Origin of the sequence: Nocardia sp. (genome assembly GCF_025465275.1) — a bacterium.
Lineage (GTDB): Bacteria > Actinomycetota > Actinomycetes > Mycobacteriales > Mycobacteriaceae > Nocardia.
The window spans coordinates 59,035-76,540 of record NZ_JAODNK010000181.1 but is presented as its reverse complement, the minus strand read 5'-3'; the positions used below and the strand labels follow the sequence as shown (position 1 = coordinate 76,540).

Annotated in this window: 18 protein-coding genes; 8 read left to right on the top strand and 10 right to left on the bottom strand. The window is 66.5% G+C overall.

The genetic code is table 11. The features are described 5' to 3' along the window. Positions 1-19: 19 nt before the first annotated feature. Complete coding sequence (locus JWN03_RS37540; protein WP_297625600.1) at positions 20-1,228, bottom strand: FAD-dependent monooxygenase; 1,209 nt, start codon at positions 1,226-1,228, stop codon at positions 20-22. A 106-nt stretch (positions 1,229-1,334) separates the two neighbouring features. Here JWN03_RS37540 and JWN03_RS37535 point away from each other — a divergent pair, with 106 nt between their 5' ends. Next, positions 1,335-1,910: a TetR/AcrR family transcriptional regulator gene (locus JWN03_RS37535; protein ID WP_297625597.1), complete on the top strand. Its 576-nt coding sequence runs from the start codon at positions 1,335-1,337 to the stop codon at positions 1,908-1,910. A gap of 1 nt (position 1,911) precedes the next feature. Here JWN03_RS37535 and JWN03_RS37530 read toward each other — a convergent pair whose 3' ends face one another. Then, positions 1,912-3,480, bottom strand: coding sequence for an MFS transporter (locus tag JWN03_RS37530; protein ID WP_441343129.1), 1,569 nt, complete (start codon positions 3,478-3,480; stop codon positions 1,912-1,914). Positions 3,481-3,623: 143 nt separating this feature from the next. Beyond that, positions 3,624-4,997: a CoA transferase gene (locus JWN03_RS37525; RefSeq protein ID WP_297625593.1), complete on the bottom strand. Its 1,374-nt coding sequence runs from the start codon at positions 4,995-4,997 to the stop codon at positions 3,624-3,626. A 39-nt stretch (positions 4,998-5,036) separates the two neighbouring features. Here JWN03_RS37525 and JWN03_RS37520 point away from each other — a divergent pair, with 39 nt between their 5' ends. Both JWN03_RS37520 and JWN03_RS37515 read left to right on the top strand, forming a co-directional pair. Beyond that, on the top strand, positions 5,037-5,801 hold the full coding sequence (locus tag JWN03_RS37520) for a thioesterase II family protein (protein ID WP_297625590.1): 765 nt from the start codon (positions 5,037-5,039) through the stop codon (positions 5,799-5,801). Between the two features lie 309 nt (positions 5,802-6,110). After that, positions 6,111-6,809, top strand: coding sequence for an alpha/beta hydrolase (locus tag JWN03_RS37515; protein ID WP_297625587.1), 699 nt, complete (start codon positions 6,111-6,113; stop codon positions 6,807-6,809). Positions 6,810-6,843: 34 nt separating this feature from the next. Here the strand turns inward: JWN03_RS37515 and JWN03_RS37510 are convergent, their stop codons facing one another. The 5 genes from JWN03_RS37510 to JWN03_RS37490 all read right to left on the bottom strand — a co-directional run bounded on the left by JWN03_RS37510 (position 6,844) and on the right by JWN03_RS37490 (position 11,898). Beyond that, a complete protein-coding gene (locus JWN03_RS37510) occupies positions 6,844-7,620 on the bottom strand; it encodes an O-methyltransferase (RefSeq protein ID WP_297625585.1) in 777 nt (258 codons plus the stop codon). A gap of 81 nt (positions 7,621-7,701) precedes the next feature. Then, on the bottom strand, positions 7,702-8,082 hold the full coding sequence (locus JWN03_RS37505) for a DUF2784 domain-containing protein (RefSeq protein ID WP_297625582.1): 381 nt from the start codon (positions 8,080-8,082) through the stop codon (positions 7,702-7,704). 435 nt (positions 8,083-8,517) lie between these two features. Continuing rightward, complete coding sequence (locus JWN03_RS37500; RefSeq protein WP_297625579.1) at positions 8,518-9,978, bottom strand: SDR family NAD(P)-dependent oxidoreductase; 1,461 nt, start codon at positions 9,976-9,978, stop codon at positions 8,518-8,520. Between the two features lie 175 nt (positions 9,979-10,153). Next, positions 10,154-11,686: a hypothetical protein gene (locus JWN03_RS37495; RefSeq protein WP_297625576.1), complete on the bottom strand. Its 1,533-nt coding sequence runs from the start codon at positions 11,684-11,686 to the stop codon at positions 10,154-10,156. Continuing rightward, positions 11,683-11,898 carry a hypothetical protein gene (locus JWN03_RS37490; protein WP_297625573.1) on the bottom strand — a complete coding sequence of 72 codons (216 nt, stop codon included), beginning with the start codon at positions 11,896-11,898 and terminating at the stop codon, positions 11,683-11,685. Before JWN03_RS37490 ends, JWN03_RS37495 begins: the two co-directional genes overlap by 4 nt. 249 nt (positions 11,899-12,147) lie before the next feature. Here JWN03_RS37490 and JWN03_RS37485 point away from each other — a divergent pair, with 249 nt between their 5' ends. The 3 genes from JWN03_RS37485 (at position 12,148) to JWN03_RS37475 (ending at position 14,742) form a co-directional block, all read left to right on the top strand. Then, complete coding sequence (locus JWN03_RS37485; protein ID WP_297625850.1) at positions 12,148-12,837, top strand: TetR/AcrR family transcriptional regulator; 690 nt, start codon at positions 12,148-12,150, stop codon at positions 12,835-12,837. 83 nt (positions 12,838-12,920) lie between these two features. Beyond that, positions 12,921-14,066, top strand: a complete 1,146-nt coding sequence (locus JWN03_RS37480) for an acyl-CoA dehydrogenase family protein (protein ID WP_297625570.1) — start codon at positions 12,921-12,923, stop codon at positions 14,064-14,066. Between the two features lie 52 nt (positions 14,067-14,118). Beyond that, positions 14,119-14,742: a TetR/AcrR family transcriptional regulator gene (locus tag JWN03_RS37475; protein ID WP_297625568.1), complete on the top strand. Its 624-nt coding sequence runs from the start codon at positions 14,119-14,121 to the stop codon at positions 14,740-14,742. Positions 14,743-14,797: 55 nt separating this feature from the next. On the opposite strand, the gene JWN03_RS37470 is transcribed toward JWN03_RS37475, so the two are convergent. Then, positions 14,798-15,715: an NADP-dependent oxidoreductase gene (locus JWN03_RS37470; RefSeq protein WP_297625565.1), complete on the bottom strand. Its 918-nt coding sequence runs from the start codon at positions 15,713-15,715 to the stop codon at positions 14,798-14,800. Between the two features lie 159 nt (positions 15,716-15,874). Here JWN03_RS37470 and JWN03_RS37465 point away from each other — a divergent pair, with 159 nt between their 5' ends. Beyond that, positions 15,875-16,285 (top strand): winged helix-turn-helix transcriptional regulator, encoded by a 411-nt coding sequence (locus tag JWN03_RS37465; protein WP_297625563.1) that lies wholly within the window; start codon positions 15,875-15,877, stop codon positions 16,283-16,285. Here the strand turns inward: JWN03_RS37465 and JWN03_RS37460 are convergent. After that, complete coding sequence (locus JWN03_RS37460; protein WP_297625560.1) at positions 16,282-17,010, bottom strand: SDR family oxidoreductase; 729 nt, start codon at positions 17,008-17,010, stop codon at positions 16,282-16,284. The two genes, JWN03_RS37465 and JWN03_RS37460, sit on opposite strands and share 4 nt — an antisense overlap. Positions 17,011-17,059: 49 nt before the next feature. Here JWN03_RS37460 and JWN03_RS37455 point away from each other — a divergent pair, with 49 nt between their 5' ends. Further along, positions 17,060-17,482 carry a MarR family winged helix-turn-helix transcriptional regulator gene (locus tag JWN03_RS37455; RefSeq protein ID WP_297625557.1) on the top strand — a complete coding sequence of 141 codons (423 nt, stop codon included), beginning with the start codon at positions 17,060-17,062 and terminating at the stop codon, positions 17,480-17,482. Positions 17,483-17,506 lie beyond the last annotated feature (24 nt).

The following is a 17,506-nucleotide window of genomic DNA, read 5'->3' as shown; positions in this document are numbered from 1 at the left end:
CGAGCGTAGTCGTCGCGAATCAGTAGCTGGGAAGCACATAGTCCTCGGTGGTGTCGAGCATCTTGGTCATGATCGGGCGGAACGGGCGGGACATCATGAGCTTGCCGACCCGCACCAGGACCTTCAGGCCGACCTTGCTGGTCGGGATCATCATCTTGAGGCCGCCGCCGGGCAGCGTCTTGGCCTTCTCCAGGAACGGCGTGACCGCGGCCTCGTAGCGCGCCAGCGCACCGGTGATATCGCCTGGGGTAGCGGCGATTTCACCCGCGAGCAGATAGGCGCCGACGATTGCCATGGCGGTGCCCATACCTGTCAGCGGCGACCCGCAATACCCGGCATCGCCCAGCAGAGTGATGCGTCCGGCAGACAGCGACGGCATATCCACGCGCACCAATTCGTCGAAGTAGAAGTCGGTAGCGGCGTCCAATCCCGCCAGTACCTCCGGTTCGCACCACCCGGTCCCGGCGACCATGCTGCGAACGAGTTGCTGCTGCGCCTCGGTATCGCGGCGCAGGGCCGGATCCGCGTCGATGCGGAAAGTCAGAATGGCCTTCGAAGTCGCCGGATCGGCATCGGAGCGAACGCCGACCGAGGCGCGGGGCACCACGTGCATGGCCATCCAATCCGGTACGGCCGCATCGGGGGTCGGGATGGTGTAGAAGGACATGTATCCGCCCAGGTAGGTGGTGAACTGCTCCTCGGGGCCGAAGGCCAGTTTGCGCGTACCGGAGTGCACGCCGTCGGCGCCGATGACCAGGTCATAGCGCTCGCTGAGCCCGGAGGCGAAGCCGACGGTCACACCGGTCCCGTCCTGGTCCAGGGTCTCGATCCACTCGCCGTAGCGATAATCGAGTTCGCCTGCGGCACCGGCGAGTTCGGTGAGCAGCACGCCATTGAGGTCACCGCGGCTGATCTCGACCTCGGCGATCGCGCCGTGGCCCTCGAACATCTCCATCGGCATCTCGTAGATCGTGGCGCCGTCGGCATCGACCTGGACCATGCCCTTCTCGTGCAGCTGGTGCTTGCGAATGCCGTCCATCAGGCCCATGCGCTCGGCCACCTCGCGACTGGGTCCGCGCAGATCGACCGCCTGACCGCCCGGCCGGGGAGCGGTGGCCCGCTCGACCACCGTGGTGGCGATGCCGGCCCGAACCAGCTGCAGGGCAACGGCATTGCCCGCGATGCCGCCGCCGGCGATCAGGATGCGGAGGTTGGTGTCAGTGCTCATTGGAATCTCCCGTGGTGGTGAAGTACGTCCGTCTAAGACATATGTCTAACAGAACTATGGCACGGGTGTCTAGAACAAATGTCTAAGACGCTGGTAAGGTGGGGTTATGGGAAATCGAGAAGACCTACTGACGGGTGCTCGCCAGGCAATCCTCGACCGTGGCCTGGCGAAGGTGACCGCCCGCGATATCGCCAGTGCCGCCGGAGTGAGCCTGGCCGCCATCGGCTATCACTTCGGTTCCAAGGATCGCCTGGTCATGGAGGCGCTCACTTTGGGTGTCGGCACCGAGATCGGTGACGAGATGGACGCGGCCATCAAGGATGCGGGGGAGGGGCGATCGCTCATGGACGCGCTCGCGCCCACCTGGGACGGTCTGGTCGAGGTCGTCCTGCGCAATCGCGAGAATCTGCTGCTGAGTCTCGAGAACGGTGTGCAGATCGCGCGCGATGAGGAATCGCGGGGGTTCATGGAGCAGGCGAGTGCCGGGGCGCACGCCGATATCAGCGAGGTGTTGCGCGCGACTCATCCGCAGCTCTCCGCAGCTCAGGCCGGCGCCCTGGCCAAGATGCTCTTCATACTCTTTCAGGGAATGGCCATGCAGTCACTCATCGCGCCGGCCACCGTCGAGCAGTTCACCGGCGACGACCTGGCGACCGCCGTCGCGGCCATCTGCGGAAACTGAATCAGCCCGGCGGTATGTGCCGCAGCCGCAGTACCGCGATCACTGCCAGCAGGAGCGCGGCCACGGCGGCAATGGCCGAGGTCAAGTGCATGCCGGTGAGAAACGCGTGCTTGGCCGACTCCGCCACCGCAGTACCCAATTTGCCGGGCAGTCCGTTCGCGACCTCCATGGCGGCGCCGAGGGTATCGCGTGCGCTGTGCACATCGGCATCACGTAATCCGGCGGGGAGTGTGTTGCCCAACTGACTACGGTAGATGGCGATGCTGAGGCTGCCGAGCATGGAAATTCCCAGCGCCCCACCGAATTCGGCTCCGGTCTCGGAGAGTCCGGAGGCGGCCCCGGCCTGCTCCGGCGGCGCGGTGCCGACAATGAGTTCGGTGGTGATCCCGAAGACCGGCGCCAAACCGAACGACACCAGCAGCGAGGCGATGATGGTCAATCCCACGCCGCCGGTCTCGGTGATCCTGGTCAGCAGCAGCAATCCGCCTGCCGCCATGACCATGCCGACCCCGATCATGTACGCGGGGCGCACCACCTTGCCGATGCGCGGGCCGAGCTGTGAGCCGATCATGAAGCCCAAACCGGCTGGGATGGTGGCGATTCCGGCGCGCAGCGGCGACATGCCCAGCACGAGCTGGAAGTACTGGCCCACGAACAGGAAGTACCCGAACGCCGCGAAGATGGCGACCATGTTCACGGTCAGTGCCATGCGGAAACTGCTCAGCCGGAACAGTTTCAGATCCAGCATGGGCTCCGGATGGGTCAGTTGCCGGCGAATGAACGTCGATCCGATGGTGAGACCGGCGGCCAGTGCGCCGATCGCCATGGGCACCGGGCCGTCCTGGGCGATCTCCTTCATGCCGTACACCACGAGTAGGACTGCGCTGGTGCACATCAGCGCGCTGAGCAGATCGAGTCGGCCCGCGTCCGGGTCCCGGAACTCGGGCAGCACCCGCGGCGCGAGGATCAGCAGCAGCACCATGACCGGTACCGCCAGCAGGAAAACCGAACCCCACCAGAAGTGTTCGAGCATCAGGCCGCCGGCCAGCGGCCCGATCGAACCGCCGACGGAGTACGAGCCCACCCACACCCCGACGGCCAGCGACCGCTGCCGGGTATCGGGAAACATGGTGAAAATCAACGAGAGTGTGGACGGTGCGAGCGTGGCACCGGCGACTCCGAGCAGTGCACGACAACCGATGAGCACCGGGGCCGACGGCGCGAACGCGGCGATGATGGACACCGCGGCGAAGGCTGCCGCGCCGGTCATGAGTAGTCGCCGCCGCCCGATGCGGTCGCCGATGGTGCCCATGGTCAGTAACAGACCCGCAACCATGAACCCGTAAACGTCGATGATCCACAGCAATTGGGAGCTGGTGGGTCGTAGTACCTCGCTTATCTCGGGCACGGCGAGGTGCAGAACGGTGAGGTCCATGGAGTACACCAAACACGCCAGCGCCAACACCGCCAATCCGGTCCATTCCCGGCGACCAACTTTGGTAGTGGTGCCATCTCCTGCCGCAGTCAGCAGGGGGCCTGGTATGTCCACGATGACGTCCTCCATCCGCATGCCGGCACAAGCGTCGGCATTATTGATGTCGGTCCCAGCATCTCATCTATTAACGATATTAAAACGCTATGCACGAAGGGAATTCGCATTGTTCGCTGATGTGTTTGCGGGTGTGCGTGCAGGCGATCGTGCACCCTTCCCAGCTACTGCGAACCGTCCGGTCGGGCTGCCCAAATCGGGGCATGTGTACCGTACTGCGAAGCCGGCCAGGGATGATCGGGATATTCCATCAGCACTGGTCCCGCCGTCGTAACGCCGTCATGGCTCACCGAGTACTCCGCTGCGGGCGTCTGCGCCGGTGGATGGCCCGGGGTGCGGCCCGGCGCCGCGAGCAGCCAGGACCCGGTGCGGGCCAGCGCAACTCGCACGTCACGTCCGAAACCGTCCTGTTCTCGTGCGGCGAGCGCGTCGAGCACCCCTGCGGCGAGCAGATATCCGCTGGCGTGATCGAGCGCCTGGGCGGGCAGTGCGCCGACCGCGGCCGCGACACGTGAATTGTCCTGTGCGCCTTCGATGAGAGATATTCCGGATGCTGCTTGCACAATACTGTCGAAACCGCGTCGATCGCCCCACGGTCCACGCTCGCCCCAGGCCGAAACCCGGCCGTGCACAATTCCTGGCCGAATATCGCCCGATACCACACCGAGCCGTTCCAAAGCTCCCGGTCGGTAACCGGTGATCAATACATCAGTTTCGGCGAGAAGCTCCCGCAATACGGGTAGTTCGGTATGCAAATCCAGTAGGGTGGAGCGCTTACCCTGGCCGGTATCGAGAAATTGCCATTCGATCTCCGGGAGCTGCGGCGGATCGACGCGCAGCACGTCCGCGCCGAGCAGGGCCAGCGCCCGGGTCGCGACCGGTCCGGCGATGACACGCGTGAGATCCAGTACGCGGATTCCGCGTAGCGGCAGCATCTGTGTTGCGGCAGTGGGGGATTCGATCTCGCCGCGATCCGCGCGCGCCTCGATGGCCACCAGCGGGCCGTCGGCGGCCGCCTTGCCCTGCGGGCTGTCCGCCCACTCCTGCTCGGTGCGCACCCGAACCGCGATGGCGCCGAATTCGGCAGCGCGCTCTTCTATTTCCGCGCCGGACAGCGCTGCGATGCGGGCGGCAGCGGCAGTCCGGTCGGTATTTTCGGGCAATCCGAGAACAGTCAGCAGCCGGGCGCGATGATGCGAATAGTTGGCGTGCGTTCGCAGCCAGCCGTCCGCACTCGGGAAGAAGCCCGACAGTTCTGCGAAGGCATCGGGGGCTACGCCGTCGACGCGGAAGAGTCGCTCGCTGGAGAAGGCCGCCGCGATCCGGGCCGGGTCGAGCACGCTCTCCAGGGTCGTCAATCCGCAGGCCACTCGGCGTCGATCGGCCGCGGCGGCGAAACTCGCCACCGCGCCGCCCGCGAGGGACCACACCGGCAGTGTCGCAGCCAGATTCGCCCCCGGATCGAGGGCGGGCATACTCGATCCGGTGACACCAACCCCGGACTCGTAGTCGTGAACCAGCGTTGTGTAGGCAGTCACGAGTCCCGACCCTAGTCCGCGAAGGAGAAACCCGCCGTGGTGGCAAATCTCACCGGTACCGACTGGCTGCGCGTCCTGAAGGCCGACGCCGACCCGAAAACCGTACTGGTGTGCTTCCCACCCGGAGGCGGCTCCGTGACCGGATACCGCCCGCTCGCGCAGCGGTTCGGCGCCGGCACAGCCGTATTCGCCGTGCAGTACCCCGGTCGCCAGGATCGCCTGGGCGACAAGTCGATTCCCGATCTCGCCGAGCTGGCGGACCACATCGCGCGGGACATGCACCGCTGGCCCGCTGCCGCCCGCCCCGCCCTCTTCGGCCACAGCATGGGCGCGACCCTCGCCTTCGAAACCGCCCGCCGCCTCGAAGCGGCGGGCCGGCCCCTCGCCCACCTGTTCGTATCCGGCCGCCCCGCACCGGCCTTCGAGGAACCCGGCCGCCTGCACCTCTCCTCCGACGACGCCCTCATCGCCGACCTGGAACGCCTCGCCAACGACCCCGAGCCGGTCCGCATCCTCCGCACCGAACCCACCATCGCCGAATTGATCCTCCCCGCCGTCCGCAGCGACTACCAAGCCGTAGAGACCTACCGCTACCACCCCGGCGCCCCCCTGCACACCCCGATCACCGCACTAGTCAGCACCGCCGACCCCACCACCTCCGTCGCCCAGGCCGACGAGTGGCGCAACTACACCTCCGCAGACTTCGAAACCGCCACCTTCCCCGGCGCCCACTTCTACCTCGACCTCCCCGAAAACCAGCCCGCCCTGGCAGCTTTGATCACCCGCCGCCTGTCGCAGAGCTGACTTGCACGTCCCGGCACTCGGCTCCCGTCAAGCGCGCCGAGCATCGTCGAATCGGCGTTTCGAGTTGGCGAGCCGGGGCGTGTTCTCGGGCATCGACCAGGAACTGTTGGCGGCAAACGTCGAGAAGGCCCCGCCATCAGTTCCTGGTCGACGATGCTTCACATGAGCAGAAGGCGGCCTTGGATCAGCTCGCGTGTCACTTGAACCCGGTCGGCCTCGGCGGCCTGGCGATTAATTTCTGTCGGTCGCGGCGTCCATACTCAGTGGCGGCTCGATTCGCGTTCCGCCGGACTGCGACAAGGACTGACGATGGCGACATATGTGCTGATCCCCGGTGCCGGTTCCGACTCTTCGTACTGGTATCTCGTTACCCCGCTGCTGCAGGCGCTGGGCCACGACGTGGTGACTCCTGATCTGCCGTGTGAGGACGAGAATGCCGGCCTCGCCGAGTACACCGAGGTAGTTCTGGACGCGATCGGTGATCGCACCGACCTGGTGCTGGTGGCCCAATCGATGGGCGGGTTCACCGCACCGCTTGTCTGCGAACGCGTCGCGGTCGAGCTGATGGTGCTGGTGGCGGCAATGGTTCCGGCACCCGGCGAGACACCGGGGGACTGGTGGGCCAATACAGGTCAGCGAGAGGCCAGGCGCGCACAGGATGTGCGGGAGGGCCGCGATCCCGATGCCCCGTTCGACCCGATGGTCACCTTTCTGCACGACCTGCCGCCCGACGTGCTCGCGGAAGCGCTGCAGCAGCGTCCGCTCGACCAAGCCGAGGCGCCCTTCCTGAAGCCCTGGCCGCTGCATAGCTGGCCGGAGGTGCCGACCAAATTCCTGCTGTGCCGTCAGGACCGACTGTTCCCGGCCGACTTCCAGCGCCGCGTGGTCCGGGAACGGCTGGGCTTCACCCCCGATGAGATGGACAGTGGCCACCTCCCTGCCCTCGCGCACTCCCAAGAGCTCGTCGACCGGCTCGAGGCATACCGTACAGCTGCGGGCGTTCGCTGACGGGATCAGTTGTCCGGGAACGGGTTACGACGACTCAGTCGCCGAGGTACTCGGATTCGAGTACGAGGTCCTTCAGGATCGACTGGTACTCGACATGGGTGTTGTGCTCGACGGTCCGCCAGGTGCGGCCTTCCCCCTGCCGAATGTAGGCGAGGTAGTCGGGGGCGCCGGGCACCTTGACATTGTCGGCGACCACAATCGTGCCGGGATGCAGCCACCCGTTGGACAGGATGGTCTTCAAGTCGGCGAGGTACGCCTCCTTGGCATGGTCGAGGAAGACGAAATCGACTGATCCGGAGGAGAATCCGTACCCGGTCGTGAGCTGTTGCACGGTCTTGCCGCCGTCGCCGATGGTTCCGACGACCACGGTGACGCGATCCGCGAGCCCGGCGTGCGCGATTATCGCCCGTGCCACTTCGGCATTGGCGGCGCTGAATTCCACCGACACCAGGCGCGCCCCGTCGGGCAGCAGACGGCCGCTGCGCACAGCGCTGTAACCGCAGTAGGTTCCGAGCTCGAGCAGTAGCTTCGGCTGCGCTCGGCGTACCGCGGCGTCGAGGATCAAGCCCTTCTCGTCCCCGACATTGACCAGCATGCTGCGGGTGCGGGCGAACCTGTCGATGGTGGCGAGCACACTCTCCGGATCGCCGGCTGTCGCATTCGCGAGCACGTAGTCGCGGGCGGCCGCTTCCCTGCCGTCTCCGACCTGGCCGGTGCGAGTGAAACTCCTCATGCCCAGGGCCAACCGAACCATCGAATACAGCTGGCGGCCTCGATCGTTGAGCGTCGACACAATCGTCTTCCCGGCCATGAATTCTCCTGTACTCACGGGGAACCGTCAGCGCGATTATGCCCCGGCGGTGTCGGCCCGGTGTTCCGGAACTCGCCGAAGTCAGCCGGTGACAGCCGATTTCGCCGCCCGCTGCCGGGACCGCCAGGCCAGGCCCACCCACGACACCACCACACACAGGGCGACCAGTACGCGCACCAGGTCGAGCGCACTGCGCGGATACAGCACGCCGGTGATGTAGTGATCGATGAATCCGGTCGACGGGAGCCCCGCCTCGCCGGCCCGATGCCGCGACCAATTCTCCAGATCCGTCAGCGGGCATTCGAATCCGAACAGAATGGTGCTGAATCCCCATGCGACAGCGAGGATATGCAACCAGATGGTGCGCGGCCATCGCCAGGCGATGAAGCCGCCGACGACCAGGTACGCCACGAAGAGGAAGTGCGCGATCGCGGTGGCGTCGGCGAGGAGCCGGTACTGCATGGTTCCAGGATAGGGGCGGTGTGGAGAGCGCAGGGGGAGTCTCAGACATATATAGACGTAGATATGCGCATCTATGCATGTTGCATCGAAGGTTCGAGCGTGCGCTTCGACACAAGCGGGGACCGGGGACGCCAGCCGTTGAGCGCTACATCGCCGCTGGTACGACGGGGGAGGAGGTGTGCTGAAGAGGCCAATTCGATCACGGGGGAGCGGCGTCGGAGGCGGCGTGGAGATCGTGCCTGACCAGCGGTTGCTCGCGAGAGGTGTGGAGATTTCCCGGCTGACAGTGGTTGCGCCCTTATATATATCTGTACGTAAATATGCGCATCTGACTATGTGTTAACTACTCAAGATCCACGCAACAAATCAGGCCCTCACGAATGAAAGATCAAAAGACTGCCAGGGGAGGAGGGGCCAGACCGCGGCCCCTCCGCGTCACCAGTCGGAAGGCTTGTAGTCCTTGAGGAAGACGCCGTGCACATCATCGCCGCTTTCTCCGCGCACGATCGGGTCGTACACCCGCGCTGCGCCGTCGACGAGGTCGAGGGGAGCGTGGAAGCCCTCCTCGGCGAGCCGGATCTTGGTGTAGTGCGGACGCTCGTCGGTGATCCATCCGGTATCCACCGCGGTCATGAGAATGCCGTCGGCTTCGTACATTTCGCGTGCACTGGTGCGGGTCAGCATGTTCAGTGCGGCCTTGGCCATATTGGTGTGCGGATGGCCGGCACCCTTGTACGCCCGGCCGAAGACACCCTCCATGGCGGACACATTGACCACGTACTTGCGTCGCCCGGCGGCAGCGGCCATCGCGGGCCGCAGTCGCGAGATGAGAATGAATGGCGCGGTCGAGTTGCACAGCTGCACTTCGAGCAGCTCGGTGGCGTCGACTTCACCGACGGTCTGCACCCAGCTGTTGGTATGCGCCAGATCCGGCACCAGCCCGCCGGCATCGATGGCCACACCTTGCGAAATGCGTTCGGGCGTAGCGGAACCCGCGAGCAGCGCCAGATCGGTGATATCGGCGGCGGTCAGGCTGGGGGTGAGCGATGCGGTGAGCGCGGTCGGATGCGCCTGCATTGTCTTACCGAAGGTGACCACGTCCGGCAGCTCACCGGCGGGCAGCGGTCCTGATTCGGCTTCGATGAGCGCGCTGTAGGACCCGGCGGAGCGCCGCACGGTCTGCGCGGCATTGTTGATGAGAATGTCGAGCGGCCCTTGCGCGGCAACATCATCCGCGAGGGCGAGGACCTGGGCGGGGTCGCGCAGATCGATGCCGACGACGCGGACCCGGTGCAGCCAGTCGGCGCTGTCGGGCTGCGCGGCGAACCGGCGGATGGCGTCGTTCGGGAATCGGGTGGTGATCGTGGTGTGGGCACCGTCGCGCAGCAGCCGCAGCGCGATGTACATGCCGATCTTGGCGCGTCCACCGGTCAGCAGTGCGCGCTTGCCGGTCAGATCCGCGCGCGCATCCCGTTTGGCATGACTGCGTGCCGCGCATTCCGGGCACAGTTGGTGGTAGAAGGCATCCACCTGCGTGTACTTCTGCTTGCAGATGTAGCAGGGCCGGGCCCGCAGCAGCGTTCCGGCGGTGGCGATACCGCTGGTGCTGGAGCTGATGGGAATTCCGGCCGTCTCGTCGTCGATCCGGCTGGGTGATCCGGTGGCCGTGGCCGCGATGACCGCACGATCGGCGTCGGAGATGGTGTCCCGGGCTTCGATCCGCCGCCGCTGCTTGAGCTTTTTGAACATGTGCCCGACGGCCCGCTGCACGGTCATCGAATCGGGATGCTCTTTGTCGAGCTGCGCCGCCTGTTCGAGTACCCGAAGGCAGATCGCCAGCTCGTCGGGGGCGATGGCCGGGGATTCTGGGGCTTGCTGCGTGCTGTGCTCGACCATCGGGGGGTGCGGGGATCCTTCGTGCGTGCGGCGGTTGACCGAGTCATTCTCTCATCGCCGCAGGCAGGTCCGGCCGGTCGGGGGCTGTGACCTGAGCTGGAGGTCGGTGCGAACGTGACGCAGCGCCCACCCGATGATGTTCGGCCGGGCCCTGCGCCGGGTGGGTGCGTGTGCGCTATTCGGCTGTGGCGCCGACGGGTTCGAGCTTTTCGGCGTCGTCGTTGCGGTCCAGTTCACGGGCGCGTTCGGCCAGCAGTGCGAGCAGGCCGGCGGGGATTTCGGCGCGGATCTCGATGAGTGCGTGCCACACCACATCCGGGGTTTCCGGGGTGAGGGCGGCGAGGAATTCTTCGACGTCGTCCATGCCGTCGATGAGTTCGAGCACGCGGGTGCGGCCGTCCTGATCCTGGGCGAGGGCGATATCGACGAGGGTGTGGATGGTGTCGCTGCGCGCGGCGGTGAGGACCGCGGCGAGGAGCTGGTCGCGAGTGAGGTCACCGATAGCGCTCGCCAGCACCGGCTTCACGGTCTCGGGCAGCGCGTCGACCAGTGGCAGGGCCTGTGCCCACAGCTCGTGTTCGGCGGTGCTGGTGATGATCGCCCGCAGTACGTCCGGGTCCTGCATGACGGGTAGGGCGACCATGCGCCGCCGGTTGTCGTCGGTCATGGCCAGGGCGAGCGGGATGAGTGCGTCCCACAGCTCTGCGGTATCGGCTTCGCGAACCAATTCATCCAGTCGCTCATCGGTTTCCGCGGCGACGCGGGCGGCGATGAAGGTGCGTTGCTCGTCGGGCAGGTGCGCCGCGAGGGGCAGCAGGTTGAGCCAGTGGCCGCCGTCGAGTGCGGTGTCCATGACGGCCGCGAGCACCGGTTCGGTGTGCACGGTGGGCCGTTCGGCGAACAGGCGCAGGCTGTCGTCGCTCATGGCGCTGGTGATGGGCAGCAGGGTGGCCCAGGCGTCGAGTTCGAAGACGGCCTGGACGAGGGCGTCGAGGACGTCCCCGCCGAGGCTTGCGGTGATATTGCCGATCCAGGCGCGATTGTGGGGTGCGATGGAGTCGAGCAGGTCGATGCCTTCGGCCCACATGCTCTGTTCGGCGGCGGCGCGGATGACGCCGGGCACCCGGTCGGAGACGATGTGCAGGACCTGGTCGAGGGCTGATTTGTCTTCGAGCAGGAAGCCGATGCGCAGCAGGTCGACATCGCTCATGACGGGTGCGGCGGCGCGCAGTGAGGGTTCGGGGACAACGTGGACGAAGCGGCCCATGGTGATGTGGTCACCGACGGCGAGCAGTTCGCGGGCGGCGTCGGTGACCATGCGCGGCGGGACTGCCGCGATGATGGCGCCGGTGCGGCGCGGGTCGAGTTGCACGGCGATTTCGGCGAGGAACGGCGCGGGCAGCGATTTGGCGATATCGATGGCCTTGCCCGGGTCGACGGCGCTGGCGACGGCGGCGCAGAGCACGGGTCCGAAGGCGCGTTCGGCGACTTTGGCGCTGATGGCGACGGGCACGAGTTTGGCCCCGGCGGCAACACCCTTGAGCCGCTTGGTGTCTCGGTCGAAGAGCCGATCGGTGACGCGCTCCCGGAATTCCCGGATGGCCGCGGGCGGCAGGTCGACGAGGAAGTCGAGCTCGGTGGGATCCGAAATGCCCAGGATGCGTGCGAGTTTGGTGGTTTCGGCGACGGCTACGAGATGTTCGCTCAAAGGCCCAGTGCTTTCTTGACGGCCGGGCGCATGAGGCGCGGCACGAAGTCGAGGGAGGATCCGATGGCGGCGTCGAGGTTGGCGCGGCGGCGCGCCATGGCCTGCTGCAGGAGCCGGTCGAGTTCGGTGTGGTCGGCGTCGGTGAGCCGATCGAAGGCGTCGGGGAGCGGGGCGCGCAGGGTGTCGCTGAGTTGGCTTGCTGCTTCTGACATCGGGTTCTTTCCGGTTCGGTGTCACGTTCGACTGGGTTCCGCGCCCGGGGCATCCCTCGTCGCCACGGGTGCGTACTGCCAGTACGCGTTCCGATACTGGCAGTACGTTTCAGGTGAAAGCAATGCCGAACGGTTGACCTTGGTTGTGGCTTCCGTCACTTGACCCGCCGGTAACAAGCGCTTTTCCGGTCTCGGATCGAAGCTGGTGACGCGTACCGGCGGTACGTGTAGGCTCCTGCCGTGGTTCGGATGAGCGCCGGGGTGGCCCCGCGGACAGTGACCCGCGACGACATCGTGGATGCGGCGATCCGGGTGATCGATCGGGACGGCCCGCGCCCGAGCATGGAGGACATCGCCCGCGAGGCCCGCATCACCAAACCCCGGTTGTATCGGCAGTTCGCCGACAAGGGAGATCTGTTCACCGAGATCGCCGATCGCATGGCGACCCAGGCGTTTTCGGCCGCCGGCGCGGATATGACGCTCATGCTGCAACCGCCGCGCGCGGCGTTGCGCCGCGTGTTCACCGAGTACGCGCAGGGAATCCTGGAGCACCCCAACGTCTTCCGCTTCCTGGGCCAGGCCCCGGTATTGCAGCAGTCCGGAAACGGTGTGCTGCAACTGGATCTGGGCCGCGAGGCGGCACGGCGGCTGACGAAGATTTCACGCTCGGTCGCCGAGGCCGTTCCGCTGAACACCGACGGCCTGGACTACCTCTCGCGCGCGCTGGTCGGCGCGGTGGTGGCGATCACCGATCTGTGGCTGTCGGATTCCGATACCCCGAGCGCGGCGCAGACGGAGGAGTTCATCGGCCAGGCCACCGAGCTGGTGTGGGGTCTCATCGATGGTTTCCTGCGCCGCCAGGGGATCGTGGCCGATCCGGACACGCCGATGTTCACCACGTTCGCGGAGGTCAACCACGCGCGGTCGGGGGAGAACTGACCTCTTGTTGACACTCCGCCAATAGCGGTGCACTCTTGGGCCCAGGCGCGAAAGCGCGCGCCTCGGGAAACGAAGGAACTTTCATGGCACGCCCCGCATGGAGCGACGACGAGGTCGAAGCGGTACGAGGACTGGCGAGCACCTTCTTCGAGAAGGAGGTGATTCCGCACGAGGAGAAGTTCATCGTGCAGGGTCATCCCGATCGGGAGTTGTACAACCGGGCCGGTGAACTGGGTTTGCTGTGCGCGGCCATCCCTGCCGAATACGGTGGCGGCGGCGGCACATTCGCGCACGAGGCCGCCATTATCGAGGCGCAGGCGCACCTGGGCGACGGCGCTCTCGGCATGTCGGTGCACTCCTCGATCATCGCGCCGTACATCCATCAGTTCGGCTCCGAGGAGCTCAAGCGGCGGGTACTGCCCAAGGCGGCCAGCGGTGAGGTGCTGCTGTCCATCGGCATGACCGAACCGGGCACCGGCTCGGATCTGCAGAACATCAAGACCCGCGCGGTGCGTGAGGGCGACGAATACGTCATCACCGGCTCGAAGATCTTCATCTCCAACGGCTGGCTGTGCGACGGCATCATCCTGGCCGTCAAGACCGACCCCACCCAGGGCGCCTCCGGTGTCTCGCTCATCTTCGCCGAGGTCGGCGACGATGTGCCGGGCTTCACCCGCGGCCGCATCCTGTCCAAGATCGGCGGCAAGGGCCAGGACACCGCGGAGCTGTTCTTCGACGGCCTGCGGGTGCCGGCCTCGAATCTGCTGGGCTCGGCCGAGGGCCAGGGCTTCTATCAGATGATGCAGATGCTGGCCCAGGAACGACTGGTCACCGCGATCCTGGCCGTGGCCATGACCGAGAAGGCCGTCGAGCTGACCATCGACTACACCAAGGGCCGCGAAGCGTTCGGCAAGCCGCTGTTCGCCATGCAGAACACCCGATTCGAGCTCGCGGAGTGCGCGACCATCGCCAAGGTCGCCCGTGTTTTCCTCGATGACTGCATCAGCAAGCACCTGCGCGCTGAGCTGGACATTCCCACCGCGGCCATGGCGAAGTACTGGTTGACCGACCAACTCGGTAATGTGGTGGATCGTTGCCTGCAGTTCTTCGGCGGCTATGGCTATATGACCGAATACCCGATATCCCAGCTGTACACCGGCGCCCGGGTCCTGCGGATCCTCGCGGGCGCCAACGAGGTAATGAAGGACCTCATTGCCCGCTCACTCTAGTAACCCAGCCCCGTCGAAGCCCGGCGGTAACACTGACACCACGCTCGAGCCGGTGCCCGCCGACGACACTCCGTCCCGGCGGCGCCGCCTCGAACCAGACGAACGCCGCGCGCAGATCCTGGCCTGTGCCATCGATATGTTCGGCGAGCGTCCGTACGCCGCTGTCTCCACCGCGGAGCTGGCCCAGCGCGCCGGGGTGGCGCGCGGGCTGATCAATCACTACTTCGGCAACAAACGCGACCTGTACCTGGCGGTCGTGCGCCGCATGGTGACCCTGCCACGCCTGGACAATATGCTCGTGCCCTCCGGCAATGTCCGCGAGCGGGTGGAGGCCAGCGTCTCCTGGCTGCTGGACACCATCGGCGAGCACGGCACCACCTGGGTCAAGGTCACCGGTCTGGAAGGCATCGGCGACGACCCGGAGGTGCAACGCATCCTCGACGAGGCCGACAATGCCGCCGCCGACCGCGTCGTGCAGATGATGGGACTCAGCGATTCCCTGCACAGCGACGAATTGCGTGCCCTGGTGCGGTGTTACGGCGGACTGGTCAAGGCCGCCGGCCGGGAATGGATCGTGCGCGGCGCCCTCGACCGCGCCCAGGTGCACGAGCTGCTGTCCGACACCCTCACCACCCTGATCGCAGTGTCGTTCCCGAAGGTCAACGGCACCAGGTGAATTCACACCGAACCCCGCGGGAGCGACTCGGTCGCTGCCGCGGGGTTTCCGGCGTCTAGGGGATCAGGACCAGTCGTCCACGCAGACCGCCCTTTTCGAAGCGGGCGTGTGCGGTGGCGGCTTCGGTGAACGGGAGGGTTTCCGCGACCCGCAAGGTGAGGGTTCCGGCCTCCACCAGGGCGACCAGTGCGGCCAGGCGGGGACCGTCGGGGGCCTGGAAGACGGTGGTCACCGTGATGCCGCGCTCGGATTCGGGGAGGGTGGGAGGCAGCACGGCCACGAACCGGCCGCCCTCGCGTACCACCGGCAGGATCTCGGCGCCCAGCTCCGCGGCGTCGATCACGGCGTCGATGCCCAGTGCCCGAATGCTGTCGATCGTGGCGCTGCGAGCGACGAAACGGGTTGCGCCCAACGACCGTACGAGCTGCTCGTCGCCCGCACCGGCCATGCCGATCACCTGCGCACCGGCCGCCGCGGCCAACTGCACCGCGTACCCGCCGACACCTCCGGCCGCGCCTGTCACCAATACCGTCTGCCCCGCGATCGGGCCCAGTTCCGCCACCACCAGGTCCGCGGTGATGCCGTTCAGCGGAAGAGTCGCGGCCGCAACCAGATCGACCCCACTGGGTGCCGCCGCCAGTGTGTCGGCGGCCGCCACGAGGTATTCGGCATTGCTGCCGACCGGGTTCGAGAGCCAGGGCAGCAGGCCGATGACCGGCTGACCGACGGCGAATCCGCTGACCTCGGGGCCGAGCGCCTCGATGTGCCCGGCGAATTCGACACCGGGGACATATAGATCACGGGTCGGCAGCATCGACCCGAACACCCCGGCCCGGGCGCGCACGTCGACCGGATTCACCGGACTGGCGGCGACCCGCACCCGGACCTGGCCGGGACCTGGTGCGGGGACGGGGGTGTCGATGATGCGCAGCACGTCCGGCCCACCGAATTCTTGAAATGCGACAGCACGCATGGGAATGCTCCTGAGTATGTGAACAGTTGGAAGATCCACCGGTGGAACGCCTTCCGCCGGAGTTCGACCGGCGGCGGGGCGTGTCATCAACGTACGGCGAGCAGGTGTCCCGCGAGAAGAACGCACCGCAAAGTACCTAGCTCACCAACAGGAGTGCGCATGGCCACCACAACCGTCGCCCAGCAGCGCGAACAGCGCAAAATCGAATACAACGCCTACGTCGCGGCCTGCCCCACCAACAAGCTGCTCGACACCCTCAGTGACAAATGGACCGGCCTGGTGATGTCCACCCTCACCGACGGCCCGCGCCGCTACGGGGAGATCGCCGCCATCGTCGCGGGCATCAGCAACAAGATGCTCACCCAAACCCTGCGGATTCTCGAACGTGACGGTCTGATCGAGCGGCAGATGACCGCGCAGGTGCCGGTGCGGGTGGACTATTCGCTCACCCCGCTGGGCACGACCCTGATCCCGATCCTCGGCATGCTCAAGGACTGGGCCGAACTGAATATCGAGGATGTGCTGGCTGCTCGCGCGGCTTTCGACGGTGAGGTCCCGGCCTACGGTTAGCCGACGCCGCCGTTGACCCGCAGCACCTGCCCGTTCACCCAGGAGGCGTCGGGACCGAGCAGATAGCCGACCGCGGCGGCGATTTCGTCGAAGTCGCCGAGGCGGTGCAGCGGCGCCTGTGCGGTGCAGCGGTCGATATCGGCGGCGGTCTTGCCGTCGCGGAACATGGGGGAGTCGACCAAGCCCGGTGCGACCGCATTGACCCGAATTCCTCTGGCGCCGAACTCTTTTGCCGCTACCCGGGTCAAGGTCTCGACCCCGGCTTTGGCGGCGAGGTACACCCCGAGCCCCGGTGTCGCGGTGGCCACGGCGGTCGAAGAGATATTCACGATGCTGCCGCCGTCGGCGAGACGAGCCGCGGCCTCCTGCATGCCGTAGAGGGAACCGCGCAGATTGACCCCGAGCAGTTCCTCGATGAGCGCGTCGCCGGTCTCGGCGATGGGCTTGACGGCCGAGACGCCCGCATTGTTGACAAGTCCTGCGGCAGTACCGAATTCGCGTTCCGCGGCGTCGAACAGGGCCCGGACATCGGCCCGCTCGGCCACATTCGCCCGCACCGCCACCGCGCGGCCACCACGTACTTCGAGCTCGGCGACCAATTCACGGGCCGAGGGTTCGCCGTTGCGGTAGGCGATGACCACCGGGTGCCCGCGGCTACTCAATCGGCGGACCACGGCGCGCCCGATGCCGGAGGATCCGCCGGTCACAATTACAGGAGTTGTCATAGCAACCAGTAGAACACCGCCGGGTTGTCGTAGCAACTAGAATGGGTGCATGGCCTCTCTCAGTAGCGACGAACTGGCAGCCTGGCACGCCTGTAAAGCGCTGGGCGACCAGGTGACTCGCCGCGTCGGCGCCGATATCGCCGCCGAAACCGGCTACTCCGGCACCGACTACGGTGTGCTGTCGCGCGTGGCAGACCTCGGCAACGGCAGCCTGCGCCAGCAGAGCCTCGCCGATTCGATCGGGCTGCACAAGGGCGCCATGTCCCATCAGCTCACCCGCATGGAAAGCCGCGACCTCATCCGCCGCGAACGCACCCGCGGCGGCGTCGACGTGATGCTGACTGCACAGGGGGAGCAGGCCCTGCAGCAGCTGCGCCCGGTGCACGCCGACGCCGTCCGCAAGCATCTGCTCGATCGCCTCACCGAGGCGGACCGTGCCGCACTGCTGCGAATCGCCGCCGCACTGGGTTGAGAACCGCCTCCGGGGAATGTGGTT